Below are 23,898 nucleotides of genomic sequence, written 5' to 3'. Positions count from 1 at the left end.
GGTCACCGGTGGGCCGCGTCGAGGGCTGCCTGGAGCGACTGGGCGTATCCGTCGGAGGTGTAGGTCGCGCCGGAGACGACGTCGATGTTGGCGCTCTGCGCCTGCAGTGCCTCGGCCTTGAGCTGGGGCAGGGCGTAGGAGTCGATCTGCGAGCTGTGGCCGCCGGTGGTCTGCTGCAGCACGGTGATGTCGGTGATCTTGCCGGCGGTCAGGACGGCCTGGACCTGGACCGGGCCGTAGCGGGTGTCGACCACGCTGCCGGTGAACCGCCCGCCGGCCGAAGCCCCGGCGGAGCCCGGGGTGCTCGTGCCACCGGACGGTGCCGCAGCGGTGGGTGCGCCGGGGTTCGTGGAGCTGCCGCCTGCCGGTGACTGCGCGCCCGGCGGGCCGGAGGTCGCGACGAGGGCGGAGTGCGGGGAGGTGGCGGACTCGACCTTGGCTCCGATGACCAGGGCGAGGCCGGCACTGGTGGCGAGCAGCGCCATCGTGGTCTTGCGCATGGGGCGTCCGCCTTCCTAGAACTCGAATGCTTCGCTGTGGATCCGCCGTGCGGGGACCCCCAGGTGGCGTAGCTGGCGCTCGGTGGCCTGTGCCATGCCGGCGGGCCCGCACACGTACACGTCTCGGTGGGCGACGTCGGGCACGCTCTGGCGCAGGCGTGCGGCGGACAGTGGGTCGCCCTGGGGTCCGCTGCGCGGGCCGACCAGCGGGTGGAGGCCGAAGCCGCGCCGGTGGGCGATCTCCTGCAGCTCGCGGTAGAGGACGAGGTCCTCGGGACGGGAGGCGCGGTAGAGCAGGATGACGTCGTTGCCGGTGCCGGGCAGGCTCTCGTAGAGGGCGCGGATCGGGGTGATGCCGGCGCCGCCGGCGATCAGCAGGACCTTGCGGGTGGGGTTGCGGCGCTGTCCGGTGAAGGCGCCGTAGGGGCCTTCGAACCAGACCCGGGTGCCGGGGCGCAGGCGGCCCAGGGCGGTGCTGGAGTCGCCGAGGTTCTTCACGGTGATCCGCCACTGGCCGCGCTCGGGTGCGGCGGACAGCGAGTAGGGGTGGGACTGCCACCACAGGCCGCGGGCCAGGAAGCGCCAGCGCAGGAACTGGCCGGCGCGGGCGTCCAGCGTGTCGAGGTCGTGTCCGGTCAGGTGGATCGAGACGACGCCGGGCCCTTCGGGGACGACGCGGGCCACGCGGACCTGGTGGCGCAGGGAGCGGCGCAGCGGCAGTGCGACGCGGAAGAGGAGGACGGCGGCGGCCACGGCGATGTGGGCACCGGACCAGAGCAGGCGGTTGCGCGGCGAGGCGGAGAAGTCGGCGCCGACGGAGAACTCGTGGGCGAAGGCGAGCGCGATGGCGACGTAGACGAGCAGGTGGATGTGGTACCAGGTCTCGTAGGGCAGCTTGCGGCGCACCGCGCGGGCCGAGACGACCCCCACCAGGACCAGCAGGGCCAGCGCGATGGTCGCCAGCAGCACGTCCGGGTAGTCGAAGACGACGGTGACCGTCTCCGAGAGCGGGTTGGTGCCGGACTGCCAGGAGTAGCCGAGGATGATCAGCACGGCATGCGCGGCGGCCAGGGCGACGGTGTACTCGCCCAGCGTCCGGTGGTAGCGGGTCACCACGTCGGAGCCGACCCGGTTCTCCAGCCAGGGGATGCGCGCCATGAGCGCGACCAGGACCAGCAGCAGGTAGGCGGCCAGCAGGCCGGACAGGCGCCCGGCCGAGGTCACGTAGTCCCCGGCGCCGCGCAGCGAGCCGGGGATGGTGTTCTGCCACCAGATCGCCAGGACGGCCGGCACCCCGGCCCAGATGACCAGCAGCAGGGCCCGTGACCAGAGGTGGCCCACCGGCGGCAGACCGGACGGCTGCTGCGGGGGCGGGCCGGCCCGGTGGCGGGCATGCCGTGCGGAGTGCGCGCTGACGGTGGACACCGGCGGCTCCCATCACTGAGCGGGATCTTCCAGTGCCACTCTTCCCCCCGCCGCATAACACTCCGGTAACAGCCCGGTGCGCGAGCTCACGCGGGTTCGCCGACCCTGTCGCGGGCGGTCCGACTCCCGGTGGGCGCCATGCGCGCGCCGACCAGCCCCGGATCAGGACACGACCGGGTGTCCGGCGGCAGTCGATCAGAATGCCGATCTGCGAAGCGCGGCGGAATGCCGATCCACCGACTGGCTGCACGGGCCGGAGCTGCCGCGCCCGGCCTCGACCGTGTCAGCGGGGCGGCTGCTGGGTGCGGTAGTAGTCGCGCCAGATCAGCCGGTGGACCCGGGTCCAGCGGGGGATGGACCGGATGCCGGGGATGAAGGGGACCAGGACCAGGGCCACGCTCAGCAGGGCCATCAGCGCCCAGACGAGGGCGTCGGCGTTGCCGGAGCTCTTGAACGGCTCGATCTGGTACCAGAAGGTGTAGAGCCACAGCCAGGCCTGGCCGGGATAGTTGCCGGTCTCGTTCATCATGCCCCACTGGTCGCCCGCCAGATGCTGGGCCTGGGCGAGGTTGGCGAAGTAGGTTCCGTCGCCGAGGAAGAGCAGCGGGCGGGTGTAGTCGGTCTGGTAGAACTGGCCCCCCTCGGTGAGCAGTTCGCCGTCCAGGGCGCCCGACTGCGCCAACTGCAGAAGGCGGGAGGTGAGCACCGGGACCGGGCCGTAGCCGCCGGGGGCGACCTGGGCGGGGTCGCCGTTGGGGGCCTTGCCGAGCGCGTCGGAGTAGGCGGAGGCCCACGCCTGCTGCTGGTTGGCGGGTGCGGCGCTCCAGGCGGCGAGGGCGTCGGTGACCGCGGGAGGTTCGGGGGCCTGGCGCAGGGGCTGGATCACGAAGTCGTCGGCGGTGTCGATCGGGATGCGCACCCCGGCGAGCCGTTGCAGGCCGAGCGGTCCGATCTTCTGTCCGGCTCCCGGGGTGTGGTTGTACGGGGGGCCGTACTGGGCGGTGGTGCTGGTGCCGTCGAGTTCGGAGACCGCGGTGGCCGTGAAGTCCGCCGAGGCGGTGCGGGACCAGGAGCCCAGGGTGACGGGCCGCTCATCGGGGGAGGAGAAGAGTGCGGCGAGGCCGGCGGTCAGTGCGGCGACCAGGACCATCGCGATGGTGACCTCTTTGATCAGGTCGTAGGGCCGGGTCGGGAACGCCGACGACTCCGGCGTGGCGGCCCGGCGGTTTCTTCGGGTCACGCTCGCTCCTCCTGGCCGGGCGGGATCAGGTGGGTGTCGGGTGCGGGGGCGTCGATGGGTGGCACGATGCCGCGCAGGCGTACCAGCAGCACGTGCCACGCGCTCAGCAGGCAGATCACGGCGGGGAACAGGACGATGTGCCACGTCAGCATCTGGCCGAAGTCCAGGACGTTCCAGAACGCGCCGATGCCGACCGCGTTCATGCCGTCCTTGGCCTGGTCCGCGATCCACTGCGAGTCGAAGTTCTGCTGCACCAGGTAGCCGGAGAAGGCCGTGCCGATGGAGGTCAGGAACGCGACCGCGCCGGTCATCCAGGTCAGGACGCGCCGCCCCCGCCAGGCGGCCATGAAGAACTTCGCCCACAGGTGGAGTACCAGGACGAACATGAACAGCTCGACACTCCACAGGTGCAGGCTGTTGACGTACTTGCCCACCGCCGAGACGTGCCACCACGCCGGCCCCTTCAACGCCAGCAGCCCACCGCTGACCAGCACCACCGCCAGCGACGAGACGGTCGCGACGCCGAAGAGGTAGACCCACGACGACATATAGGCCGGCTGGGAGTCGGGCAGCAGCTTCTCCGGCGGCAGCGCCGCGACCACCCGACGGCGCAGCCACCCGGTCCAACCGTGTTCGGGAGCCGGGGCGGCGCTGCTCATCGGCGCTTCCGTCCGCGCGGGAAGGGCAGCAGCACGGCGAGCACGAAGACCAGCACCATCAGGGCGATCACCACGAGGTTGGCGACGGAGATCTGCACGACACCCCAGTGCACGTAGCGCCCGGTGCCGTCGAGGTCGATCGGCGCAGCCAGCGTGCGTGTGAACTCGTACCCGGATCCGACCATGGGGCCCCGACTTCCTCAACAGACAAGTGAACTGACCGGAGCTCGACCGCTCCGGGCCGGCCGCGTCCCGCGTCAGCGGCCGCAAGGAGGCTTCCTCATGCCTTCGAGGTGGCACGCGGGACCGATTGTCGCCTGCCGGTGCCGCGCAGCGCCCGAGGCGCCACCGGGGTTCACCCGGTGGGCCGAGTGATCACACCGGCTCCGGCGAGAGGGAGAACGAGGCGACGGCCAACAGCCGGTGTCAGATGCCTGAGGCGTGGGCGAGCTGTCCGACCGCCGCGGTGACGGCCATCGCGAGCGCGCCGCCGACGACGACGCGCAGCGTCGGACGCAGCAGGGGGGTGCCGGCCACGCGGGCGGCCAGGAGGCCCGCGACGGCGAGGCCGCAGAGGGTGACGGCGACGATCAGCCACAGGCGGGCGGTGGTGCCGGTGGCCAGCAGTCCCAGGAACGGCACGAGGCCGCCGGTCAGGAAGCTGCTCGCGGAGGCGAGGGCGGCCTGGAGCGGCCGAGCGGCACTCTGCTCGCTCTGCCCGAGCTCGTCGCGCAGGTGCGCCTCCAGAGGGTCGGCCTCGTGCAGGGCCTTCGCCACCTGCAGAGCCAGCGGGCCGGGGACCCCCCGGGCTTCGTAGATGGCGGTGAGTTCGGCGAGTTCGGCCTCCGGGTCCTCCGCCAGCTCCCGGGTCTCCTTGGCCCGGTCCGCCACCTCGACGTCGACCTGGGAGCTGACCGAGACATACTCCCCGGCCGCCATCGCCATGGCTCCGGCGGACAGCGCCGCCAGACCACCGGTGACCACCGTCGACGTGCTCGTCCCGGCCGCCGCCAGGCCAACCATCAGGCTCGCGACCGAGACCAGACCGTCGTTGGAGCCAAGCACTGCGGCGCGCAGCCAACCCGCCCGGCCGGCACTGTGGCCCTCCGGGTGTGGACTCAGCTGATCGAGGAAGGACATGGCGCAGACGCTCCTCTCCGGGACGACACAGCCATCGTCCACCGCCCATGGCCGTTGTGCCCGTCGCGGCAGCCCGGTCGGCCTCCGCACCGACCATGCTCGGCGAGGACCGGCGAGGACCGGCGAGGTGACTGTGGAACGCCGGCCCCTTCACGCCGACCCTGAACGGGCGGGATCCCGATTCAGAGGCTTCTCCTAGCCTTCAGCGGTAGCCAGGGTTCTGATCCTGCGTCAGCATTGTCCCCGTCACGTCAAGTCCGCGCTCGGCGGCAGCTCTCCGACGTGCATCCGCGGGGAACCGTCGGGCTCGCCGACGCGCCCGACGCCCCGGTTTTCCGCACCATCCCGGCACGCCTTTCCCCATGCCCCGGAGGCTCTGATGCCCACGCCCGCCCCCACTCCCGCCCGCATCCTCCCCAGAGCGGCAGCCGCCCTGCTCTGCCTGGCCGTGTCCTGGATCCACGTCCAGGACCAGGGCGGATTCCCCGGCGACAAGACACCGCACTACGTCGCCATCGGCTACTACCTGCTGGAGGCGACCGGTGTCCTCTGCGCGGTCCTGCTCCTCGCAGGAAGCAGACTGCGCGGGCTGCGCAGCGACGCCTACCCCGTCGAATGGCTGCTCGCCGCCGGCGTCGCTCTCGGCCCCCTGCTCGGCTTCGTCCTCTCCCGCGGCCCCGGGCTGCCCGACTACAGCGACGACAAGGGCAACTGGACCGAACCCCTCGCCCTCATCAGCCTCGCCGTCGAGGGCACCCTGCTGCTCATGGCTGCCGCGATCGTCCTGGCCGCCTTCAGGACGGCGCAGGCCACCGCAGGACGGCGCGTGCCCAGCGGCTCCTCCGCCCGCTGACCGAGCCGGCGCAGGGGCAGCACCGCGCCCTCGTCACTCGGACCAGTCCGGCCCAGCTCCGGCGCGGGCCTCAGCCGCTCCGGCGTCGTCGACTGGCGCTGGGACGTCAACCCTCAGGCCAATTCCGGGGGAACAGCCTCTTCATCGAGGCGAGTTGCGGTGCGCGGATCGCCGGCCCCGGCACTCACGGACTCCGGCCGATACTGCGGCCTCGACCAGGCATGGGACGGCTACTCCCAGCAGTGGGCCTACCAGGAGCAGGTCTGCGTCACGGTCCCCTGAGTGGGCCCAGGAGGTTCCAAGCCGGTGGCGAGGGGCATCGCACGGCCCCCGGTCCTGCGCGGAAGACTCGGGACCGACTTCAGGAGAGGGAGCACAGTGAGTCGGCGTACACCCCTGGCCGCTCTCATGGCGGGCGGTGTCCAACTCCACTCGTCAGGCACCAGTTCAGCAACTGCCCCCTGACGATCCGCCTCCGCTCGCACCCGCTCGCCCGACCGGACAACGGGCACCGGCGCCGGTCGAGCGCCGGCAAGTACGAGCCGCTCGCGGACCGACCGCGGGCGGGGGACAGGAGAACTCCTCGTGATCAGCAAGCCCCTCCTCGTCGCGGCGACAGCCGCCGCGGCCGCGGGCGCGATCGTGGCACCCCAGACGGCCGCCGCGCAGACAGCGCCGATCAGCACCATCTACTCGGCCACGCAGAACACCTGCCTGGACACCAGCACGACCAACCCCGGTCAGTACTTCCTCGACACCTACGGCCACTCCTGCAACGGGTCGACGAGCCAGAACTTCGCCTTCGAGGCGGTCGCCGGCACGCCCGCCACCTACCAGATCGTCAGCCAGGCCAACGGCCAGTGCATCGAGAAGCTCCGCTGGGGCGTCCGGCAGGCGGTCTGCAGCAGCTACACCGAATGGACCCTCCACCCCGTCGGCGCAGGTGGCAACCGGTACCAGTTCGCCGCTCCCAGTATCTACGCCTACCCCGAGGCCGACTGCATACAGGTTTCCCCGACACCCAACGGATACCCGGGCCCCCTGTTCGACCTGGCGGCGTGCAACAGCTCCAATCCCGCACAGATCCTCGCGCTCAGCACCGCTCCGTAGCATCCGTCATCGCCCGGCACCGCTGCACGCCGTCGAAGGGAGCTGAACGTGCTCGCCGACTTCTCGCCCTGGTGAGGCTGTGCCGTGGCGTGGACGGCGTCGTGGCGGCGACTGACCGGCTCGGGTACCGGATCGACGGCATCGTCCCGGGCGATCCGGTCGGCAGCACTCCGTCGGTGGCGTGAAGCGAGGCGTCACGGGTGCGGCACCGTGAACCAGACCGTCTTGCCGGAACTCGTCGGCCGGGCACCCCAGCTGTGCGCCAGGGCCTCGACGAGGAAGAGGCCGCGGCCGTCCTCGCTCGCGCTGTCGGCCAGCCGCGGCGCCGGGAGCTGGGTGCTGCCGTCGGAGATCTCGATGGTCAGCTCGCGACGGGTGCGGTGCACCCGGAGCCCGATCGGGCCCTGGGCGTGCCGCACCGCGTTGGTGACGATCTCGGAGGCGAGCAGGCAGGCGGTGTCGCAGGCGTCCTCGCACTCCCAGCCCCGCAGGGTCGTGCGCAGGAAGCGGCGGGCCGCCGACGCCGTCACCGGCTCGGCCCGGAACTCGGCTGCGGCGCTCGCCAGCGGTGCGGCCGGAAGGTGGGCCAGCAGCAGGGTGACGTCGTCGGGGTAGCCCTCCGAGCGCGGCAGCATGGCCTCCAGGACCTGGTCCGCGCACTGCTCCAGCACCGGCGTCCGGGTGAAGGCGGCCTGGAGCTCGACGGTCAGTTTGGCGATCTGCACATCCAGGTCGCTCGCTGGTGTCTCCACCAGGCCGTCGGTGTACAGGACCAGGGTCGAACCGCGGGGGACGGGCAGCGTGGTCTGCCGGTGGGTGACCTCGCCCACGCCGAGCGGGACGCTGATCGGGGCCGGAAGCTGACGGACCTCGTTGGCCGGCGCCACGAGCAGCGCGGGCAGGTGTCCGGCCGAGCAGATCGTCACCTCGCCGGCGTCCGGGTCGACGATCAGGTAGCAGCACGTCACCAGCTGGTCCGGGAGGTCGGCGACGACGGCGTCCAGAGCGTGCATCAGTCGGCTGGGCTGCATGCCGGTCTTGGCCAGTGCGTGGGCGGCTGAGCGCAACTGGCCCATCACGGCCGCCGCCTCCAGCCCGCGGCCCATCACGTCGCCGATGATGACGCCGATCCGGTGGGCGCCGAGCGGGATCAGGTCGAACCAGTCGCCGCCGACACCCGCGCCCTGGGTGGAGGCGAGGTAGCGGCTGGCCGTCGGCATGCCCGGCACGTCGGGCGGCGAGCCCATCAGGCTGCGCTGCAGGGTGAGGGCGATGTGGCGCTGCTGCTCGTAGAGCCGGGTGAGTTCGAGTTCGGCGCGCTTGCGCTCGGCGACGTCGCGCACGATGGCAGAGGCGCCGGTGATCTCGTAGTCATGGCCACGGGTGGGCCAGAGCGTCGCGTCCACGTGCAGCAGGCGCCCGATGTCGGTCACCCGCAAGGTCTCGCAGTGCTCGATCCGCTCGCCGTCGGCCAGGCGGTCCAGCAGGGCCGCCACTTCGTCCTTGTGTTCCGGGGGAGCCAGTACGGCGAGGTGCAGGCCGACCGCCTCGGCCGCGCTGTAGCCGTAGAGGATCTGGGCGGCCGTGTTCCAGTAGGTGATCCGGCCGTCCCGCGTCGTAGTGATGATGGCGTCCTGTGACGACTCGACCAGGGCCGCGAGTTCACTGATCCGCGCCTCGGCCGCCTTGCGGTCGCTGACATCGCGGATCGCCGCGGAGACCAGCAGCCCTTCGGCCGTTTCCAGCGGACTGAGGCTGATCTCGACCGGGAACTCCGTGCCGTCCCTGCGCAGCCCGTACAGCTCCAGTCCGGAACCCATCGGCCTGGTGCGGCGGTTGGTGGTGTAGCCGGCGCGGTAGTGGGGGTGCCGGGTGCGGAACCGCTCGGGCAGCAGCACTTCCACCGGGCGGCCGAGCAGCTCGTGGCGGTCGTAGCCGAACAGCGCCTGGGTCTGCGCGTTGACCAGCTTGATGGTCCCGGAGTCGTCCACGATCACCATGGCGTCGGGCGCGGACTCCAGCAGCCCCCTGAACCGTTGTTCGGCAGCGCGCAGTTCGCTCAGATCCTGGACCGTGGTCCGCCGCGTTCGGGTGGCCGACTCCTCTCTCGCCTCTGGTACGGACACCGCGTCAGTCGAACCGCCCTGGGTGGCAACCATGCGCTGACGCTAGTGCGCGCCGCGGTGGTACGCAGGTGCTGCCCCAAGGCGCTCGCTTTTGCCCGTAATTGATTCTGAAGGTGGGTGGTTCCGACCGCTGGGGGCAGTCTGCCCGGCTGTACCGATCAGGCGGGTCGCTCGTCGTGCCCGTCCTGTTCTGGCACGACGGCGACCGGACACGAGGCATGGTCGGCCTACGGGTCCGTCAGGTCACGCGCGTGAGAAGAGGGCGCGGACGGCCAGGTCGTCGGTGCGGGCGTGCTCGTCGCGCTGTGGGTGAAGTGGTGCAGGTGGGTGTCCGGGCCGGGGAACAGCGTGGTGGTGTGGCCGTTGTCCGACCAGAGCACATCCCAGGGCGGGCTGCCGTCCTCATGGTGCAGCCCGACGATCCGCCCGTCTCGGCGCACTGCGCCGGGACGTGTGCCCTCCACGATGACCCGGTCTCCGATGCCGGCCTTCATGGCAGCCTCCAGGTGTGTGAAGCGTTCGACGTTCGGGCTCGACCGCCCCTTTGCTCCAGATCCAGACCATCAGAATCGGCCGGCGCTGACCAGGGCCGATTGGGTCGGCAGGGTGGGGCCGGCCGGAGGCTTCTGCTGGCCGGTCGGGCGGAATGGGAGCAGCGTGGGGGTTGAAGGTTTCGGTAGCGACGGTGAGGTGGACTGGGATGACCGGGAACGATGCGGCGCCGCGGGTTGTGGTCGGTGTCGACGGCTCGCCGTCGTCGTACGCGGCTCTGCGGTGGGCGATCCGCCAGGCGCAGCTGATCGGGGGGACGGTGGACGCTGTCGGTGCGTGGGAGACGCTGGTGGCGTACGGCTGGTCAGCCCCCATGATCGCCCCGGACCTCGACGAGGGCGTCGCCCGCCGGAAGTTCGATCAAGAACTCGGCGAGGTGCTCGGTGCCGGGCAGCCGGTGGAGGTGCAACGGCGGCTGGTCCCTGGGAACCCGGCCGACGTACTCATCGACGCGGCGCGCGGCGCAGAGCTCCTGGTGGTGGGAAGCCGGGGGCACGGCACTTTCGCGCGGGCACTGCTCGGCTCCGTGAGCGAGCGCTGCGCTATGCACGCCCCCTGCCCGGTGGTCATCGTCCGGGAGGGCTGAGCCGGCCGGCCCTACGGGGCCGTACGAGCGGTATCGGGTGGTGGGCCCACCGGCCCAGCAGCCGGGGGTTCGGATATCGCTCTGGGTCGACGACAGCGGAAAGCAGGCAGCGACCCCGCAAGCCGACCGCCGGCTGGAGACGACGGCCGGCATGTACGGGCTCGGCGTCTTCGCCGTGACAGGTGCAGCGGTGTGGACCGGTCGCGCCGTCCGTCGGCGGGTGCTCGACCTCGGGCTGCGTGCGGGTGGGAGCACGACTGGCAGCAGGTCGAGCCGCTCTGGTCCGGGCGAAGTCGGCGCCCGGAGAACGGTGAGCGCTGAACGCTCAGAGCTCTGTCCTCGGGGCCTCGACTTCGACGGTGGCATCGCCGTCGGAGTCGAGGTCAGTCGTGCAGGGTGTCCAGCGCGGCACGGAGCCGGGCCGTCGCCTCGTCCGCGACGGGCGTCAGCTCCGTCCGGTCGCTGATCCGTACCATCACCTGCGGGTTCATGGCCTCGACCACGGTCCCGCCGTCGGCGGCGCGGACCACCACGTTGCACGGCAGCAGCAGGCCGATCCGGCGGTCGACGCCGAGGGCGCGATGTGCGAGTGGGGGGTTGCACGCGCCGAGGATCAGGTAGTCCTCCATCTCCTCGCCGAGTTTGGCGCGAAGCGTCGCCTGTACGTCGATCTCGGTCAGAATGCCGAAGCCCTCCGCGGCCAGTGCGGCTCGCACGCGTTCGACGGCGTCTGCGAACGGGAGGTCGAGCCAGACACTGAGTCCGTAGTCCATGGTCTTCTCCGATGCCGGTTGGCCGCCCTTCCATGGTGGGCCGGACCGGCTCTCGCGGCCAGGCCAGCCCGTCGGCGGGCGCGCGGCGAGGCCACGGTTGCCTCATGCGGCCCCTCTGCGCTGCGGGTGTCATGCTCGGTGGGAGGAGGTGATCGGTCGTGAGCGAGGACACCACGCCGCCTGACGAGCCCGGCCGTTCGACACCAGGCCGGCAGGGCGGGTTCGCGCAGCGGGTGGCGCAGCGCCGGCGACAGCTCGGACTCACCCACGAGCAGCTGGCGACCCGGGCCGACATGGCGCCGCGCTACCTCCAGCTTCTGGAGGAGCTCGGCGGCGACTTCGACAGCGTCGGGCTGCACCGACTGGCGGCGGCTCTGGAGACGACGCCACGGGAACTGCTGGACGGCAGCGGTGACGGGCCGCCCGGGCAGGGCGACGCGGCCTCCGGGCAGGGACTGTGGAAACTGGATCCCGAGGAGTCCCGCGACCGGCTCGGCTCGCACGGGATCGGTCGCTTAGGGCTGTCCACGCCCGACGGGCCCGCCATCGTCCCGGTGAACTACACCGTCCTCGGCGGGACGATCATCTACCGCACGGCCCCCGGCACCGTGACCGCGGCCGTGCCGGGCGGCGAGGTCGCCTTCGAGGTGGACCAGATCGACGAGACCCGCAGCCGGGGGTGGAGCGTCGTGGTCGTCGGGACGGTCGAGCACGTCACCGAGCCCGCAGCCGTCCAACTGCTGATGGAGCAGTCCGCGGCGGAGCCCTGGGCGGGTGGCAGGCGTGACCTCTGGGTACGGATCAACCCGACCCGGGTCACCGGCCGGATCATCCGCCCGGCCTGAGCGCGTCACGGCCGCCAGGGCTGTCGGGGCGGCTCATCCCAACGGCACCACGGCGACCGGGCAGTGCGCGTGCTGCACGACGGCCTGGCTCACCGAGCCCAGACGCCGCAGGGGCCCGCGTACCGCCCCGTGACGCCCGACCACCACCAGCTGATGGGCTTCGGAGAGCGTCACCAGCAGCTTCGCCGCGCTGGAGCGCACGGCGATCACCGCCACCTCCACGTCGGTGTGCTTCTTCATCGTCTTTGCGAGTGCCTCGGTGAGCATCCGCTCCCGCTCAGCGGCGATCCGCTCTTCCTCGTACACGGCGGGGAAGGCGTGGCCCGGCCCGCTGACCAGGGGATAGCTCCAGGCGTGCACGGCCTGCAGCGGCAGGTTCCGCCTGCCGGCGGCCTCGAAGGCGAAGGTGAGCACCTCCTCGCCGCCCTGCTCGCCGTCGACGCCCACCAACACGCCACCGGGCGTCGACCGGGCCTCTCGCGGATGGACCACGACGACCGGGCACAGGGCGTGGACGGACAGGTGCAGGCTCGTCGAGCCGACCAGCAGGCGCGAGAAGCCGCCGGAGCCGCGGGCCCCGAGGACCAACAGGTCCGCCTCCTCCGACGCGGCGAACAGGGCTTCGCGGGCGTAGTCGTCCAGCAGCTCGGTGGTGACCTCCAGACCGGGGCTGTGCATGCGGGCCTGTTCGCGAGCCGCTCCGAGGGCCTCCTCGCCGGCGTCGCGGGTCTGCCGGGTCACCTGCCCGGCCGGCGCGTTCAACGTCTCGCCGAGCCAGGCGTGCACCACGTGCAGGGGGACGCCACGCAGACGCGCCTCCTCGGCGGCCCAGCCGACCGCGTCGTGGCTGGCGTCCGTGCCGTCGATTCCCACGATGACCGGGTGTCTCATCGGCTTCTCCCTCGCTCCACGGACCGTCGCCGAAGTCGCCGGTAGCCCGTCCGTCGCCATGCCCGACGTCCTCAGTCGGCTCCTGCGCTCCTTCTCATCGTCCTGCCGCGATGGGCTGCTGTCCTGGCCTGGCCACCGTGCCGGACAGACGTTTCACGGTGCCACGGTGCCCGGCGCCGAGGTGTCGGGAGCCGGGTGCGTGCGAATGGCCCGGGTTTTTGTTGCCCGCAGCGCACTGCGGGCAACAGCACGGGTGTCACTTCTGCAGGGTCGCCCTCTCAGCCGTGGGCGCGCCGTAGGCCGCCAGCAGGTCGGTGCCGGTGCGGGCGTTGGCCGGGTCCGCTGCGGCCGTCATCAGGCGCTCGGCGACGGATGCCTCGGTCCCGGGGGGAATCACCAGCAGTTCAAGGCGCCGTGGGATGAAGGAGCAGACCATCACCTCGTCCGCGTCCTGCTCCTGTTCGAACCAGCCGAGTTGGATGACGTGGCCGGTGACCGGGACCTCGCGGGGGATGACCGGCCAGTGCGTCGGGTTCACGGTGACGCGGATGATCCGCCCCCACCTGGGGTCCATCTCCGCTGCGAGTGAGGGGAGTTCGCGCACGAGGTCATGCGAGCGCGGCCACCACGCCCCGTCCAGTCTCCCGGGGGATGCACCGGTGGGTGTCAGCGAGACCCGGGCCGGCAGGTCCGGTGCCTGGGTGGTCGCGGGATCGAAGGAAGTCGTCATCTCTGTACCTGCCTCGGGATCGAGTCGGACTGTCGGGGGTGCCGATCGGCACCCCGTGTGATCAGAGGGAGCCACCGGACCTGATCGTGACGCCGTGCGGTCGGTGACGGATACGACGCCGTCGACGGAGCGGCACAAGCGCAGCACGATCGGGGTCAGGCGGCGCGGTTCGATGACGCCGCTGAGGACGACGCGACCCTGCGTGACCTCGACTCCGACGGCGGCCGGGCTCACGCCCTCGATCTGGCCCAGGACGTCCTCCACGATGTCGTGCTGGATGACCTGGTCGTCACGCAGGAACACTCTGAGCAGGTCGCTGCGGCTGACCATGCCCGCGAGTCGGCCGTCCTCGTCGACGACGGGCAGTCGCTTGACGTGATGGCGGTCCATCGCGCGGGCGGCGGCCACCACGCTGGTGCTCGGCGTGGTGCACAGGGCGGGGGCGGTCATCAGCTCCTGCGCTGTTTCGGCGCCGGTCCGGTCCGGGCCCTCGGCCTGCGCGGGTGGTGGGGGCAGCGGGGAGGACGGATCCTCCTGGGCCTCCTGGGTGTACATCAGATCGGCTTCCGAGACGATGCCGATCGGATGGTCGGCATCGTCGACCACGGGGACGGCGGTGATGTCGAACTCGGTGAGCAGGGCCAGGATCTCGTGGAAGCCGGTGGTGGGCACGACGCGGACCACCTGGCGGGTCATCACGTCCTGGACCGTGCGGTGGCTCATGGTTCACCGCCCTCCGAGGTGTTCCGCATGCCGCTCAGGTCCAGCGTCTGCGCCACCGGGCGGCGGGGCGTGGCGGATCCGGGCGGCCCGTAGCCGATGCGTAGGACGAGCTGGACGTGGCCGGGGCCCTCGGCCGGGTCGCGCAGTCCCCAGCGGGTGTCGGGCCACTCGACGGCCTGGTGCAGCACCGAGACGCGGACACCCTCGACCGTGGCCAGCAGCCACACGCGCTGCATCGCCTGGCCGGCGCGCAGCCAGTCGGCCGGCAGGTCGGCACGGGTGGTGAGGGTGGCCAGTTGGGGCAGCGCCTCGAATCGCTGGGAGTGTGCGGCGTCCGAGGACGGACGACCGGTGAAGCTGCGCATCGGCACATGGGCCTCGTGGTCCTGCGGGCCGAGCGCGGCCTGCGGGATGCCGTCCGTCGCGGGCTGCTCCACCCGCAGCCAGCTGCGGGTCTCGGCCATCCGGGCCAGGTCGGCGTCCGTGCGCCGCTCGGCCTGCGCGGTCAGTGACAGGACCCGGCGCACTCCGTCCTCCTCCAACGCGGACAGCACCACGCCCTCGTCGACGGCCGCCGCCATCAGTTCGCCGAGCACCGCCTCGGGGACGTCGCGATTGGCGAACGGCTGACGGCTGGAGTGGCGCTGCGTGATCGCCCGGTAGAGGTCCCGGCCGTAGGGCTGTGGGTCGGCGCCGGGCTGGGAGAGGTCCAGTACCGCGACCAGGTGGGGGTCGCTTGCGTGGGGAAGCAGTCGCACCGCTGGCTCCCGTCCGAGGTGGAGGGCGGCGAGCCGAAGGTTGAACAGGGCTGCGCCCAGCGAGATGTGCAGGGCCCGGCCGTCGGGGTCGGTGAGCGGGACGGACCGTTGCGGATCGGCGGACAGGCACAGACCTCGCGCGTCAGGGGTGGGCCAGAAGGCCCACGGCTGGCTGTTGTGCAGCGACGGCGCCGCTCCGCCGGCCTCGGCCAGCAGGCGCAGTTCGTCGGGGGTGAGGGCTTGCATGGTCATGGTGAGTACCTCCTGGCCGGCAGGAAGTCAGTCGTGCGGCGCGGGGTCGTCCGTCCAGGAGTCGGTCCGGCCGGCGTTGATCAGTTGTCGGCCGAGGTCGAGGAGGGCGCGGCCGGCCGCGTACTCGTCGCCGATCTCGGGGGCGGGATCATCGTGCGGGTTGCGCTGGGCGGAGGCGTGACTTCGCAGCGTGTTGTCGCCGGTGTTCAGAACGGCGTGGACCTTGGTGATGTCGCCCTCCTCGAAGATGTCGAGGTGCAGCGTCCACTGCTTGGTGCGCGCCTGCTGCGTCGTGGTGCGTTCGTTCATGGCCAGGTGCATCCTTCCGTCTGTCCTCCCGGGGCGCAGTCGCGCGGGCTGGTGCGGATCGGTGGCGGTCTGCCGCCGCCCGTAGGTGACGAAGCGTGATGGCTCGGACAGCCGGTGTTCGCGATGCCGGACACTCGTGATCCGAAGCCTTCGCCACGGCGACCGCCTCCTTTGCTCCCTGTCACCTACAAGCCTGCGCTGTCGGAGGGCTCCGGGCTTGGGCCGTCCGGCCCTCATCCGGTTCCGGACGGACCCGTTCGGCGTGTTCACGGCCCTCGCCTACCGTGCTCGGCGCCGACCCGGTGGGCGTGGGCGACGATGTCGGCGGCCGCGTGTTCGCTCACGTCCAGGGCGCGGGAGAGTCGGTGGGCACTCCAGCCGTGGCGGGCGAGCAGGACGGTCAGCGGGTGGTGGCCGCCGCTGTCGGCCGCAGGTTGGGGGAGTACCGGTGCAAGCGGAACGGACTGCGGCACCGGGAGTGGGCCGGCGCGGTGGCGCAGCAGCGCCCGGCGTAGTTCGTCCGCGCCCCAGACGATGAAGGGGAAGGGCAACACGGTGGCGAGCTGGAGCGGGGTGAGGGCCGCGGTGCCGAAGACGGAGTGCAGGGGCGGCAGGTAGACGAGCGCGGCGGCGAAGGTGAGGGAGAAGACGATGCCGCCGAGCAGGTAGCGGTTGCTGAACACGCCCAGGGAGCGCAGCGAGGCGTGTTCGGTGCGGACGGCGAAGGCGGTGCCGATCTGGCAGCTGACGATGCCGAGCCAGGTGACGGTGGTGGCCTGCTGGTAGGTGTGGTGCAGTGCGGTGCCGGCTCCGGTCGGGTCGCCCGGGTGCCAGCCGCCGCGGCTGAGGGTCAGGAAGTAGCCGCCCATGACGAGGACGGCGGAGATCAGTCCGAGGAACCCCCAGGCGCGGGCGAGCATCGCGGGCTGGATGACGCCTTCGTTGCGTGGTCGGGGCGGGCGGTCCATCAGCCCGGGTTCGGCTCTCTCCCGGCCCAGGGCGAGGGCGGGGAGGGTATCGGTGCCCAGGTCGATCGCGAGGATCTGCATCACCGTCAGCGGCAGCGGGATCATGCCGCCGGCCAGGGCGAAGACCAGGAACGGGACGACCTCGGGGACAGCGTGGGCGAAGATGTAGACGATGAACTTGCGGATGTTGTCGTAGGTCCGCCGGCCCGCCTCGACGGCGGCGACGATGGTGGCGAAGTTGTCGTCGGTGAGCACCATGGTCGCCGCCTCGCGCGCGACGTCCGTGCCGGAGCGACCCATGGCGATGCCGATGTCCGCGCGGCGCAGGGCCGGTGCGTCGTTGACGCCGTCACCCGTCATGGCGATGGTGTTGCCGGCGGCGCGCAGCGCGTCGGCGATCCGCAGTTTGGCCTCGGGCGAGGAGCGGGCGAAGATCACCTCTTCGCCGCGGGCGAGCAGGGTGTCCAGTTCGCGTTCACTCATCGCCTCCAGTTCGGTGCCGGTGACGATGCGCATGCCGCGGTGGCCGATGCCGACCCGCGCGGCGATGGCGGCCGCGGTCAGGCCGTTGTCGCCGGTGACCACGTGCACGGTGATCCCTGCGTGGTGTGCCAGTTCGATGGCGTGGGCGACCTCGGGGCGCGGCGGGTCGGCCATGGCGACCAGGCCGAGGAAACAGAGGTGCTGCTCGGTGTCCTCGCGGCTGCCGGGTGGGAGCTGCCCGCGGGGAAAGCGTCGACGGGCCACGGCGAGGACCCGCAACCCCCGCTGGGCCAGCGATCCGACGGTGTGGACGATCTCCGCCCGGTCGGCGGGGGTGAGCGGGCGCTCGCTCCTGTGGTCGAGGACGGCGTCGGCGTGGAGGAGGAGTTCCTCCGGCGCGCCCTTGCTGTGCAGGACCACGGCGTCGTCGTCCTCGGCATCGGCGGTGGTCATCAGTTTGATCCGCGGGTCGAAGCGGAACATCGCCCGTCGCCGCCGGTCGCGCTCCTCGGGCGGAGCCTGGTCGCCGAGGCGGGCGGCGAGGTCGAGCAGCGCGAGTTCGGTGGGGTCGCCGGTGGGGTGGCCGTCCGGCCCGGCGGCCGACGTCGCCGTGGTGCAGGCGGCGGCGGCAGCGGCCAGCAGGTGGACCTGCTCCGGTACGGCCCCGGGGATGGCATCTCCCAAGTCGCTCTCGCCCCCTGGGGTCCAGACCGTGGTGACCCGCATCCGGTTCTCGGTCAGCGTCCCGGTCTTGTCGGTACAGACGACCCGTGTCGAGCCGAGCGTCTCCACAGCGGACAGCCGCTTCACCACCGCACCGCGCCGGGCCAGCGCGCGGACCCCCGAGGCAAGCGCGAGGGTGACCGTGGGCAGCAGGCCCTCCGGCACGTTGGCGACCAGCAGGCCGATCGCGAACGCCACCGTGGCCGTCAGCGACAGCCCGGACGCCAGACCCAGCGGTACGAACGCCACACCCACACCCACCGCGATCACCGCGATCAGCCGAGCCACCCGCTTGACCTGGTGCTCCAGCGGGCTCTCCTCGCGCTGGGTGCGCTGGCTGAGCGCCGCGATCCGCCCCAGCTCCGTGTGCATCCCGGTGGCCGTGACGACAGCCAGAGCCTGCCCGCCCGTACACGTCGTGCCAGTGAAGAGCAGCTCGCGAGCCTGGAGCAGTGGCCCGGAGGCGTCGATGAACTCGGCCGACCGGAACACCGGGACCGACTCGCCGGTCAGCGCCGACAGGTCCACCTCCACCCCGCCCGACAGCAGCCGGGCATCCGCGCAGATCCGACTGCCCTCCTCAACCACCAGCACGTCACCGGGCACCAGCGCGGTCGCCTCGACCTCCTGACGCACCCCGTCCCGGACGGCCGCCGCCCGATCGGGAAGAAACGCCGCCAACGCCTCCACCGCCCGCTCCGCCTGCTGCTCCTGCGCGAAGGCGAGCAGGGCGTTGAGCACGATCACGGCCAGGATCGCCAGCGCGAGCGCCGGTGCGCCGGTGGCCGCGGCGAGGACCGCGGCCAGGGCCAGCAGCAGCGCCAGCGGTTGCGTGAACTGCTGAGCAAGCTCGCGGGGCCAGCGCCGCCCGCCTCGTCGTGCCAGCGTGTTCGGCCCGTAGACCGTCAGCCGGCGGGCCGCCTCGCGCGCCGCCAGCCCCTGCGGCGAGGTTCGCATGTCGCGCAGGAGCAGGGACAGCGGCTCGCGCGGGTCGGGGGACCCTGGACCCTCGGTGCCGACTGTCGGCGGATGCGACAGGGGCAGTGCCTTGCCGGCCATGTCCTGCTCAGTCCGTCGCCTGGTCTGCGCCGTCCCTGACGCCGTCGCGCAGAACGCTCCAGGAGATGGGGCCGAGCAGGTCGGCCAAATGCTGGAGGACGTCGCGGAAGAGGTCGTCGATGGCGAGCATGCCGACCGGGCGGTGGCCGTCGAGGACGGGCAGGCGTCGAACGCCGCTGCGGTTGAAGAGCCGGTAGGCGCTCTCCAGGTCGTCCGTGACGTCCAGGGTGACCACCGGCGTGGACATCAGCTGGCTGACGGGGGTGTCCGGGGCGAGTCCGCGGGCGAGCGTACGCACGGTCAGGTCCCGGTCGGTGACGAGGCCGTGGAGGTGCTCGTCATCGGCGACCAGGAGGCACCCGACCGCCTCCTCGTCCATCCGTAGCGCTGCCTGCCGAGCGGTGGCAGCGGGAGCGGCGACGACCGGCGGGGAGGTCATCAGGGCGGAGACCTTCATCGTGCTGCTCCGCTGGTGCGGGTGGCCGGATCGGCGCCGCGGTCGGCCTCCGGGACCGGTCCGACGCTGACGAGGGTCTCTACGTCCACGACTCCGGGTACGGATCGGGCCAGCAGGTCCAGGACGCCGAGCGGGGAGGGCTCCGGCACGGTGCCGCGCAGGGTGACCATGCCCTCCTCGACCTTCACGCCTATGCCGGACGCGTCGGTGGGCAGCGGGTGGGCGAGCAACGCGCGGCGCACGTCAGCCTCGATGTCCTCGTCGGGGCGCAGATAGACCTTGAGCAGGTCGCCCCGGCTGACCACGCCGATGAGGTGCCCCTCGGCGTCGATCACGGGCAGGCGTTTGACGTGGCCGTGCACCATGGCCCGGGCGGCCTGGGCCGTGGTGGCTTCGGGGTGCACGGTGATCGCTGGGAACGACATCAGCTGCCCGGCCGTCACCGCGTGGGCCTGCCGTTGGAGGGTCGCGTCCGCCGTCCGGTCGGACGGCGGCAGGACGGCGTCCCTGAGTTCCTCCCGGGCCAGCAGGTCGGCCTCGGAGACCACGCCGACCACGCGTCCGTCGCCGGCCAGCACCGGTAGCGCGCTGATCCGCCACTTGCGCAGGTTCTCCACGATCTCCTGGAACGGCGCGTCGCGGCCGACCGCGATCACGGCGTGGGTCATGACGTCGCCGACGGTGTGCAGGTGCTTCATGGTGTCCTCCGTGTCAGTGGCGGGCTGTGTAGGGGCCGACCATGCCGCGGACGAGGGGCTTGCCGAGGTCGAGGTCGGTGTCGTCGGTGGCGTAGCCGAGGGTGTGGTGTACCGCGACGACGCCGTCCACCGAGCGGCAGAGCCGTTCGACGATCGGGATCAGGCTCTTCTGCTCGACGCGACCGGCCAGGGTGACGACCCCGTCGTGCACGGTGACCTCCACCGCGGTGGGGGCCAGCCAGAGGGTCTCGCCGAGGACGTCGTGCATGATCTCCGCGCGGATCTCCGCGTCCTGGCGCAGGAAGACCTGCAGCAGATCGGTGCGGCTGACGATGCCGACGAGCCGCCCGGCCTCGTCGACCACCGGCAGTCGCTTGACCTTCTTGCGGTCCATCACCCGGGCCGCCTCGACGATGCTCCAGTCGGGGCGGGCGGTCACGGCGGGGCTGCTCATCAGACCGCCGGCCGTCTCGGCCTCGGCGCGGGCCCGTTCGTGCGGGCTCAGCCGGGCTCCGGCGGAGTGGCCCTCGGGGTCCGGCTGGACGGCCTCATTGCGCAGCAGGTCCGCCTCGGAGACCATGCCGAGTGGGTGGTCCCGGTCGTCGACGACGGGGACGGCGGTGATGTCGTTGCGGTGGAACAGCCCGGCGACCTCCTTGAACGGGGTGTCGGGCCGGGCGGTGACGACCCCCTGGGTCATCACGTCGTGGACGGTACGGTGCTGCATGGCCCTCACGCCTCCTGGGTGTGAATCCCTGCCGAGGACACGATCGCCCTCCTGCTCCCAGACTGCGCCCACGCCGCCGGCCCGGACAGGGCCGATCGGTCCCTGCCTGGCTACCGGGCATCCTGGCGCGCCTCTCCCATGAGGAGGAAGAACACCTCGTCCTCGCGGGTGTGCACGTGGAAGGGCGGAGCCTCGCCCTTGGGGACGTCGAAGAGTCCGACGGTGAGCCGTCCTTCGGTGGCCTGGCTGTCGAGCAGGACCGTGAACAGGCCGCCATGGAGCCATTCCAGGGTCTGCCGCTGGTCGCGTTGGGCGAGGTAGGGCATGGTCATGACGGTCTCCGGGGCAGGTGCGGTGGCCCGCGTGGGGCGGGTCAGGAGGGGAGGCCGAGGCGTCGTTGGCGGCGTTGGTGATGGCACCACGAGCTACTCGGGCGGCCTGAGCAGGCGTCAGGATCGGCGTAGTGACGTGATCACGAAGGCGGGGATCACCGCCGCACCGATGATGAGGTGCAGCAGGGCCAGCAGGAGCTGGTCGGACGGTGTGACGCCGGCCCCGTTGTAGGGGAGGCCGCCGACGAGCACCAGAACGGCGAGCGTTCCCCAGATGGCGGTGGCGCGCCGTGGGGCCCGTCGTTCCAGCAGCTCCAGGAGGCCCCAGCCGAGCAGCGGCGGGATGACGGAGCTGGCGATCACCAGGCTGATCAGGATGGACTGGGCCGGCTGGCCGAACACGGCGGGAGTCCTGAGGTCGTATCCGGCGATGTCGGTGAGGACGATCACGTACGCGAGGTTCGCGAGGAGACCGATGCCGATGGCGGCCGGTCGCACCACCCGGCTTGTGGTCGTGGGAGGGCGACGGGTTCTCGACAGTGTGGTGGCCATGGTGGCTGCTCCGTTGGCTTGGGGGGCGTCGGTCAGTGGATGACGGGCAGGACGAGGTGGGAGGGGTGGTCGGCGTCGTGGTGGATGAGGTTGCGGCCCGTCTGGTGGCCGTAGTAGTGGTGGAACAGGCCGTCGGAGACCGGGGAGTCGCCGTTGGCGATCTCCAGGCGGATGCGGCTGCCCTTGGGGAACAGGTAGGAGGTCGGCCAGACCTCGATCTCGTAGCGGACGACGGTTCCCGGCTCGACGGGCTGGGGCGGGCGGGTGCGGTGGGAGGCCTTCAGCCAGCCGCGGGTGACCATGGCGGAGGGCGGCGGTACGTTCTTGGCGACCTTGCGCATGAGGGTCTGCCTGAGCTTCGGGACGGCCTTCTGCTCGGAGACCTTGACGTGGAACTCGGTGTCGCTCTGGTCGGACTCCGCGTACAGCACCAGGGTGATCTTCCCGGTGACCTCGGTGTCGCGCTCCAGCGGCGGGGTGGTGAAGGTGAGGATGCCGCGGGTGGGTTGTGGGATGCCGTCGGTGATGACGGTGGTGCCCACCGTCCACTCGGGGTTGGGGTAGTCGTAGGCGGTGGGCTGCCCGGTCGGCTGGGTGGGCGCGGTGGCGGTGAGGCTGCCGTCGTTGAGTGAGTCGACGGCGTGCGCGGGATCGGGGTGCAGGTAGAACGTGGTCGGCACGGCGCGCCGGGGCGGCCATTCGGCTTCCTCGCGCGGCGGGCACCCGGAGTTGGCGACCTGGATACGGACCGGCGGCCCGTCCATGACGCCGTTGTCGACGCCCTTGAGCCAGTGGTCGTACCAGGGGCGGATGTGGGTGTCGAGGAACTCGGGCCGGTAGTAGCGCTCGTGGCTGTCGGTGCCGGCGAGCACGACGAGGCGCTTGTCGGTGCCGCCGAGTCGCTCGTAGCCGTCGAGTTGGCCGCGCAGATGCAGCCCGACGCTGTACCACCAGGCGATGTTGAGCACCGGGACGTCGATGTCCTCGACTTTCACCGCTCGCTGGTCCCACCAGTCGTCGGCGACGGGCCGGTCCAGGGTCATGCCGATGATGTCGGTGGTGATGCCGCCGGGGCGTGGCGGGGTGCCGCCGCCGATGGTGGCGGCGGCGCGGAGGTGGTCGGTCGACCAGAAGGTGAGGAACCCCAGGGAGTAGACGCCGCCGTGGTAGACCGCGTCGTGGTGGAGGTTGGTGAACCCGTTGTAGATCAGTGCGCAGGTCAGGTGCGGCGGGCGCTGCGCGGCGGCCAGCCACTGGTTCACGCTGTAGGCGCTCTCCCCGATCATCGACACCTTCCCGGTCGACCAGGGCCGGGCCGCGATCCACTCGACGGTGTCGTAGAAGTCGCGTTGCTCGGCGGGCCCGAACAGCGCGAACTCCCCTTCGGACTTGCCGGTGCCGCGCTGGTCGCCGACCACCACCGCGTAGCCGTGTCCGGTCCAGTAGTCGATCGGGCCGGTTTCGATGTACCGGAACGTCGACACCGGCGGCAGGTACAGCAGGTCCTTCTGGTACGGCGCCACCGCGTACAGCGCCGGGAACGGGCCATCCCCAGCGGGCAGGTAGACATCGACGCAGATCCGGACGCCGTCGGACGCCGTGATCCACTCATCTTTGAGCGCGTGCATGACCAACTCCTAATTTCCTCACATGTGGAAACTAATTTCAGCGTATGCTGAAACTACTGAGAAGGGGAAGCCCCCTCTTCGACCCGTTGCGAAAGGTGGTGCGGAGTGACTGGGCGAGGCCCCCGGGGAGAACGCGGAGAACAGGCGGACAAGATCCTCGCCGCCGCCCGCAGATCCATCGCCACCCGCGGCTACACCGCGACCTCACTGCGGTCGGTCGCCCAGGACGCCGGTGTCGACCCCGGCTTGGTGCACTACTACTTCCGCACCAAGCCCGGACTACTGGAAGCAGTCATGGAACCCCCCGAGGCGTTCGGCGCAGCAGTGGCGGCCGCCGCCGAGCAGCCCATCCACCAACGCGGACGCGCGTTCGTGCAGGCCAATCTCCGCCTGTGGGAGGACCCCGCTGCCGCCGAGATCCTGCGCGCCATCATCCTCACCGCCGCCCAGGAACCCGCCGCCATGAAGCGCCTGCGGCAGCTGTTCTCCCAACTCGTCCTGGCCGTCGTCTCGCACAGCCTGACCGACGACGAACGCAACCTGCGCGCGAGCCTCATCGCCACCCAGATCGTCGGCCTGGTCATGAACCGCTACATCTGGCAGGTCGGCGACATCGCTGTCCTCCCCGCCGACGCCGTCACCGACCTCCTCGCCCCCACCATCCAGCGCTACCTCGCCGACCCCCTGCCCACGACGCTCGGCGACCGCCCGACGCCGCGCTGACCGGGCCCGTCCGGGTGCAGGCCGGCGAGCCCTGGAGTGGCTGCATCCCGCTCCTCCGGGCAGGGTGGGAGACGGG

26 protein-coding genes are annotated in these 23,898 nt (G+C 71.6%); 6 read left to right on the top strand and 20 right to left on the bottom strand.

Features of this window, described 5'->3' with window-relative positions:
• Window positions 1–2: 2 nt before the first annotated feature.
• From BS80_RS38745 to BS80_RS35495, 6 genes are all read right to left on the bottom strand, one after another.
• On the bottom strand, window positions 3–500 hold the full coding sequence (locus BS80_RS38745; protein ID WP_035805742.1) for an FMN-binding protein: 498 nt from the start codon (window positions 498–500) through the stop codon (window positions 3–5).
• Between the two features lie 15 nt (window positions 501–515).
• The gene (locus tag BS80_RS35515; protein WP_035805740.1) at window positions 516–1,925 is read right to left on the bottom strand and encodes a ferredoxin reductase family protein; all 1,410 of its coding nucleotides are present in this window, start codon (window positions 1,923–1,925) and stop codon (window positions 516–518) included.
• Between the two features lie 283 nt (window positions 1,926–2,208).
• On the bottom strand, window positions 2,209–3,165 hold the full coding sequence (locus BS80_RS35510) for a hypothetical protein (protein WP_035805738.1): 957 nt from the start codon (window positions 3,163–3,165) through the stop codon (window positions 2,209–2,211).
• A complete protein-coding gene (locus tag BS80_RS35505; RefSeq protein WP_051967621.1) occupies window positions 3,162–3,824 on the bottom strand; it encodes a cytochrome b N-terminal domain-containing protein in 663 nt (220 codons plus the stop codon). The genes BS80_RS35510 and BS80_RS35505 overlap by 4 nt, the downstream gene beginning before the upstream one ends.
• The gene (locus tag BS80_RS35500) at window positions 3,821–4,009 is read right to left on the bottom strand and encodes a hypothetical protein (RefSeq protein WP_035805736.1); all 189 of its coding nucleotides are present in this window, start codon (window positions 4,007–4,009) and stop codon (window positions 3,821–3,823) included. Before BS80_RS35500 ends, BS80_RS35505 begins: the two co-directional genes overlap by 4 nt.
• Before the next feature lie 241 nt (window positions 4,010–4,250).
• Complete coding sequence (locus BS80_RS35495) at window positions 4,251–4,964, bottom strand: VIT1/CCC1 transporter family protein (protein ID WP_035805734.1); 714 nt, start codon at window positions 4,962–4,964, stop codon at window positions 4,251–4,253.
• A gap of 379 nt (window positions 4,965–5,343) precedes the next feature.
• On the opposite strand from BS80_RS35495, the gene BS80_RS35490 reads away from it, so the two are divergent.
• The 3 genes from BS80_RS35490 (at window position 5,344) to BS80_RS35485 (ending at window position 6,927) form a co-directional block, all read left to right on the top strand.
• A complete protein-coding gene (locus BS80_RS35490) occupies window positions 5,344–5,817 on the top strand; it encodes a hypothetical protein (RefSeq protein ID WP_035805732.1) in 474 nt (157 codons plus the stop codon).
• A 159-nt stretch (window positions 5,818–5,976) separates the two neighbouring features.
• On the top strand, window positions 5,977–6,099 hold the full coding sequence (locus tag BS80_RS43705; RefSeq protein ID WP_269676609.1) for a hypothetical protein: 123 nt from the start codon (window positions 5,977–5,979) through the stop codon (window positions 6,097–6,099).
• A 303-nt stretch (window positions 6,100–6,402) separates the two neighbouring features.
• Window positions 6,403–6,927: an RICIN domain-containing protein gene (locus BS80_RS35485; RefSeq protein WP_035805731.1), complete on the top strand. Its 525-nt coding sequence runs from the start codon at window positions 6,403–6,405 to the stop codon at window positions 6,925–6,927.
• 194 nt (window positions 6,928–7,121) lie between these two features.
• Here the strand turns inward: BS80_RS35485 and BS80_RS40060 are convergent, their stop codons facing one another.
• Window positions 7,122–9,086, bottom strand: coding sequence for a PAS domain S-box protein (locus BS80_RS40060; RefSeq protein ID WP_083975726.1), 1,965 nt, complete (start codon window positions 9,084–9,086; stop codon window positions 7,122–7,124).
• Window positions 9,087–9,280: 194 nt separating this feature from the next.
• Window positions 9,281–9,547, bottom strand: a complete 267-nt coding sequence (locus BS80_RS35475; RefSeq protein ID WP_063772149.1) for a DUF1918 domain-containing protein — start codon at window positions 9,545–9,547, stop codon at window positions 9,281–9,283.
• Window positions 9,548–9,753: 206 nt separating this feature from the next.
• Between BS80_RS35475 and BS80_RS35470 the strand changes: the two genes are divergently transcribed.
• Window positions 9,754–10,191, top strand: a complete 438-nt coding sequence (locus BS80_RS35470; protein ID WP_035805729.1) for a universal stress protein — start codon at window positions 9,754–9,756, stop codon at window positions 10,189–10,191.
• A gap of 383 nt (window positions 10,192–10,574) precedes the next feature.
• On the opposite strand, the gene BS80_RS35465 is transcribed toward BS80_RS35470, so the two are convergent.
• Window positions 10,575–10,964, bottom strand: a complete 390-nt coding sequence (locus BS80_RS35465) for a DUF302 domain-containing protein (protein WP_035805726.1) — start codon at window positions 10,962–10,964, stop codon at window positions 10,575–10,577.
• 158 nt (window positions 10,965–11,122) lie between these two features.
• Between BS80_RS35465 and BS80_RS35460 the strand changes: the two genes are divergently transcribed.
• Window positions 11,123–11,809, top strand: coding sequence for a pyridoxamine 5'-phosphate oxidase family protein (locus BS80_RS35460; protein ID WP_051967620.1), 687 nt, complete (start codon window positions 11,123–11,125; stop codon window positions 11,807–11,809).
• Window positions 11,810–11,842: 33 nt separating this feature from the next.
• Here BS80_RS35460 and BS80_RS35455 read toward each other — a convergent pair whose 3' ends face one another.
• The 11 genes from BS80_RS35455 to BS80_RS35405 all read right to left on the bottom strand — a co-directional run bounded on the left by BS80_RS35455 (window position 11,843) and on the right by BS80_RS35405 (window position 23,099).
• Complete coding sequence (locus BS80_RS35455; protein ID WP_035805724.1) at window positions 11,843–12,700, bottom strand: universal stress protein; 858 nt, start codon at window positions 12,698–12,700, stop codon at window positions 11,843–11,845.
• 256 nt (window positions 12,701–12,956) lie between these two features.
• Entirely contained in the window at window positions 12,957–14,153 is a 1,197-nt protein-coding gene (locus tag BS80_RS43960; RefSeq protein ID WP_063772148.1) for a DUF5994 family protein, read from the bottom strand.
• Window positions 14,150–15,163, bottom strand: coding sequence for an Acg family FMN-binding oxidoreductase (locus BS80_RS35445; protein WP_035805723.1), 1,014 nt, complete (start codon window positions 15,161–15,163; stop codon window positions 14,150–14,152). The genes BS80_RS43960 and BS80_RS35445 overlap by 4 nt, the downstream gene beginning before the upstream one ends.
• A 27-nt stretch (window positions 15,164–15,190) precedes the next feature.
• Window positions 15,191–15,472 carry a dsRBD fold-containing protein gene (locus BS80_RS35440; RefSeq protein WP_157536767.1) on the bottom strand — a complete coding sequence of 94 codons (282 nt, stop codon included), beginning with the start codon at window positions 15,470–15,472 and terminating at the stop codon, window positions 15,191–15,193.
• Between the two features lie 266 nt (window positions 15,473–15,738).
• Window positions 15,739–18,705: a cation-translocating P-type ATPase gene (locus tag BS80_RS35435; RefSeq protein WP_063772147.1), complete on the bottom strand. Its 2,967-nt coding sequence runs from the start codon at window positions 18,703–18,705 to the stop codon at window positions 15,739–15,741.
• Window positions 18,706–18,712: 7 nt separating this feature from the next.
• Complete coding sequence (locus tag BS80_RS35430; RefSeq protein ID WP_035805722.1) at window positions 18,713–19,162, bottom strand: CBS domain-containing protein; 450 nt, start codon at window positions 19,160–19,162, stop codon at window positions 18,713–18,715.
• The gene (locus BS80_RS35425; RefSeq protein ID WP_035805719.1) at window positions 19,159–19,860 is read right to left on the bottom strand and encodes a CBS domain-containing protein; all 702 of its coding nucleotides are present in this window, start codon (window positions 19,858–19,860) and stop codon (window positions 19,159–19,161) included. The genes BS80_RS35430 and BS80_RS35425 overlap by 4 nt, the downstream gene beginning before the upstream one ends.
• A 13-nt stretch (window positions 19,861–19,873) precedes the next feature.
• Complete coding sequence (locus BS80_RS35420; RefSeq protein WP_051967613.1) at window positions 19,874–20,587, bottom strand: CBS domain-containing protein; 714 nt, start codon at window positions 20,585–20,587, stop codon at window positions 19,874–19,876.
• A 110-nt stretch (window positions 20,588–20,697) separates the two neighbouring features.
• A complete protein-coding gene (locus BS80_RS35415; protein ID WP_051967611.1) occupies window positions 20,698–20,919 on the bottom strand; it encodes a cupin domain-containing protein in 222 nt (73 codons plus the stop codon).
• Window positions 20,920–21,036: 117 nt separating this feature from the next.
• The gene (locus BS80_RS35410) at window positions 21,037–21,420 is read right to left on the bottom strand and encodes a DUF6069 family protein (protein WP_051967609.1); all 384 of its coding nucleotides are present in this window, start codon (window positions 21,418–21,420) and stop codon (window positions 21,037–21,039) included.
• An 83-nt stretch (window positions 21,421–21,503) separates the two neighbouring features.
• The gene (locus tag BS80_RS35405) at window positions 21,504–23,099 is read right to left on the bottom strand and encodes a CocE/NonD family hydrolase (RefSeq protein ID WP_035805717.1); all 1,596 of its coding nucleotides are present in this window, start codon (window positions 23,097–23,099) and stop codon (window positions 21,504–21,506) included.
• A gap of 105 nt (window positions 23,100–23,204) precedes the next feature.
• On the opposite strand from BS80_RS35405, the gene BS80_RS35400 reads away from it, so the two are divergent.
• Entirely contained in the window at window positions 23,205–23,822 is a 618-nt protein-coding gene (locus tag BS80_RS35400) for a TetR/AcrR family transcriptional regulator (RefSeq protein ID WP_051967607.1), read from the top strand.
• Window positions 23,823–23,898: the final 76 nt, after the last annotated feature.

This window comes from Kitasatospora mediocidica KCTC 9733 (assembly GCF_000744225.1).
GTDB classification, from domain to species: domain Bacteria; phylum Actinomycetota; class Actinomycetes; order Streptomycetales; family Streptomycetaceae; genus Kitasatospora; species Kitasatospora mediocidica.
This window is presented reverse-complemented; position numbering and strand designations above follow the sequence as displayed.

Coding starts and splice junctions, on each gene's coding strand:
- BS80_RS38745 (WP_035805742.1), bottom strand. CDS start 500: ATGCGCAAGACCACGATGGCGCTGCTCGCCACCAGTGCCGGCCTCGCC.
- BS80_RS35505 (WP_051967621.1), bottom strand. CDS start 3,824: ATGAGCAGCGCCGCCCCGGCTCCCGAACACGGTTGGACCGGGTGGCTG.
- BS80_RS35500 (WP_035805736.1), bottom strand. CDS start 4,009: ATGGTCGGATCCGGGTACGAGTTCACACGCACGCTGGCTGCGCCGATC.
- BS80_RS35495 (WP_035805734.1), bottom strand. CDS start 4,964: ATGTCCTTCCTCGATCAGCTGAGTCCACACCCGGAGGGCCACAGTGCC.
- BS80_RS35490 (WP_035805732.1), top strand. CDS start 5,344: ATGCCCACGCCCGCCCCCACTCCCGCCCGCATCCTCCCCAGAGCGGCA.
- BS80_RS40060 (WP_083975726.1), bottom strand. CDS start 9,086: ATGGTTGCCACCCAGGGCGGTTCGACTGACGCGGTGTCCGTACCAGAG.
- BS80_RS35475 (WP_063772149.1), bottom strand. CDS start 9,547: ATGAAGGCCGGCATCGGAGACCGGGTCATCGTGGAGGGCACACGTCCC.
- BS80_RS35470 (WP_035805729.1), top strand. CDS start 9,754: ATGACCGGGAACGATGCGGCGCCGCGGGTTGTGGTCGGTGTCGACGGC.
- BS80_RS35465 (WP_035805726.1), bottom strand. CDS start 10,964: ATGGACTACGGACTCAGTGTCTGGCTCGACCTCCCGTTCGCAGACGCC.
- BS80_RS35455 (WP_035805724.1), bottom strand. CDS start 12,700: ATGAGACACCCGGTCATCGTGGGAATCGACGGCACGGACGCCAGCCAC.
- BS80_RS43960 (WP_063772148.1), bottom strand. CDS start 14,153: ATGAGCCACCGCACGGTCCAGGACGTGATGACCCGCCAGGTGGTCCGC.
- BS80_RS35445 (WP_035805723.1), bottom strand. CDS start 15,163: ATGACCATGCAAGCCCTCACCCCCGACGAACTGCGCCTGCTGGCCGAG.
- BS80_RS35440 (WP_157536767.1), bottom strand. CDS start 15,472: ATGAACGAACGCACCACGACGCAGCAGGCGCGCACCAAGCAGTGGACG.
- BS80_RS35435 (WP_063772147.1), bottom strand. CDS start 18,705: ATGGCCGGCAAGGCACTGCCCCTGTCGCATCCGCCGACAGTCGGCACC.
- BS80_RS35430 (WP_035805722.1), bottom strand. CDS start 19,162: ATGAAGGTCTCCGCCCTGATGACCTCCCCGCCGGTCGTCGCCGCTCCC.
- BS80_RS35425 (WP_035805719.1), bottom strand. CDS start 19,860: ATGAAGCACCTGCACACCGTCGGCGACGTCATGACCCACGCCGTGATC.
- BS80_RS35420 (WP_051967613.1), bottom strand. CDS start 20,587: ATGCAGCACCGTACCGTCCACGACGTGATGACCCAGGGGGTCGTCACC.
- BS80_RS35415 (WP_051967611.1), bottom strand. CDS start 20,919: ATGACCATGCCCTACCTCGCCCAACGCGACCAGCGGCAGACCCTGGAA.
- BS80_RS35405 (WP_035805717.1), bottom strand. CDS start 23,099: ATGCACGCGCTCAAAGATGAGTGGATCACGGCGTCCGACGGCGTCCGG.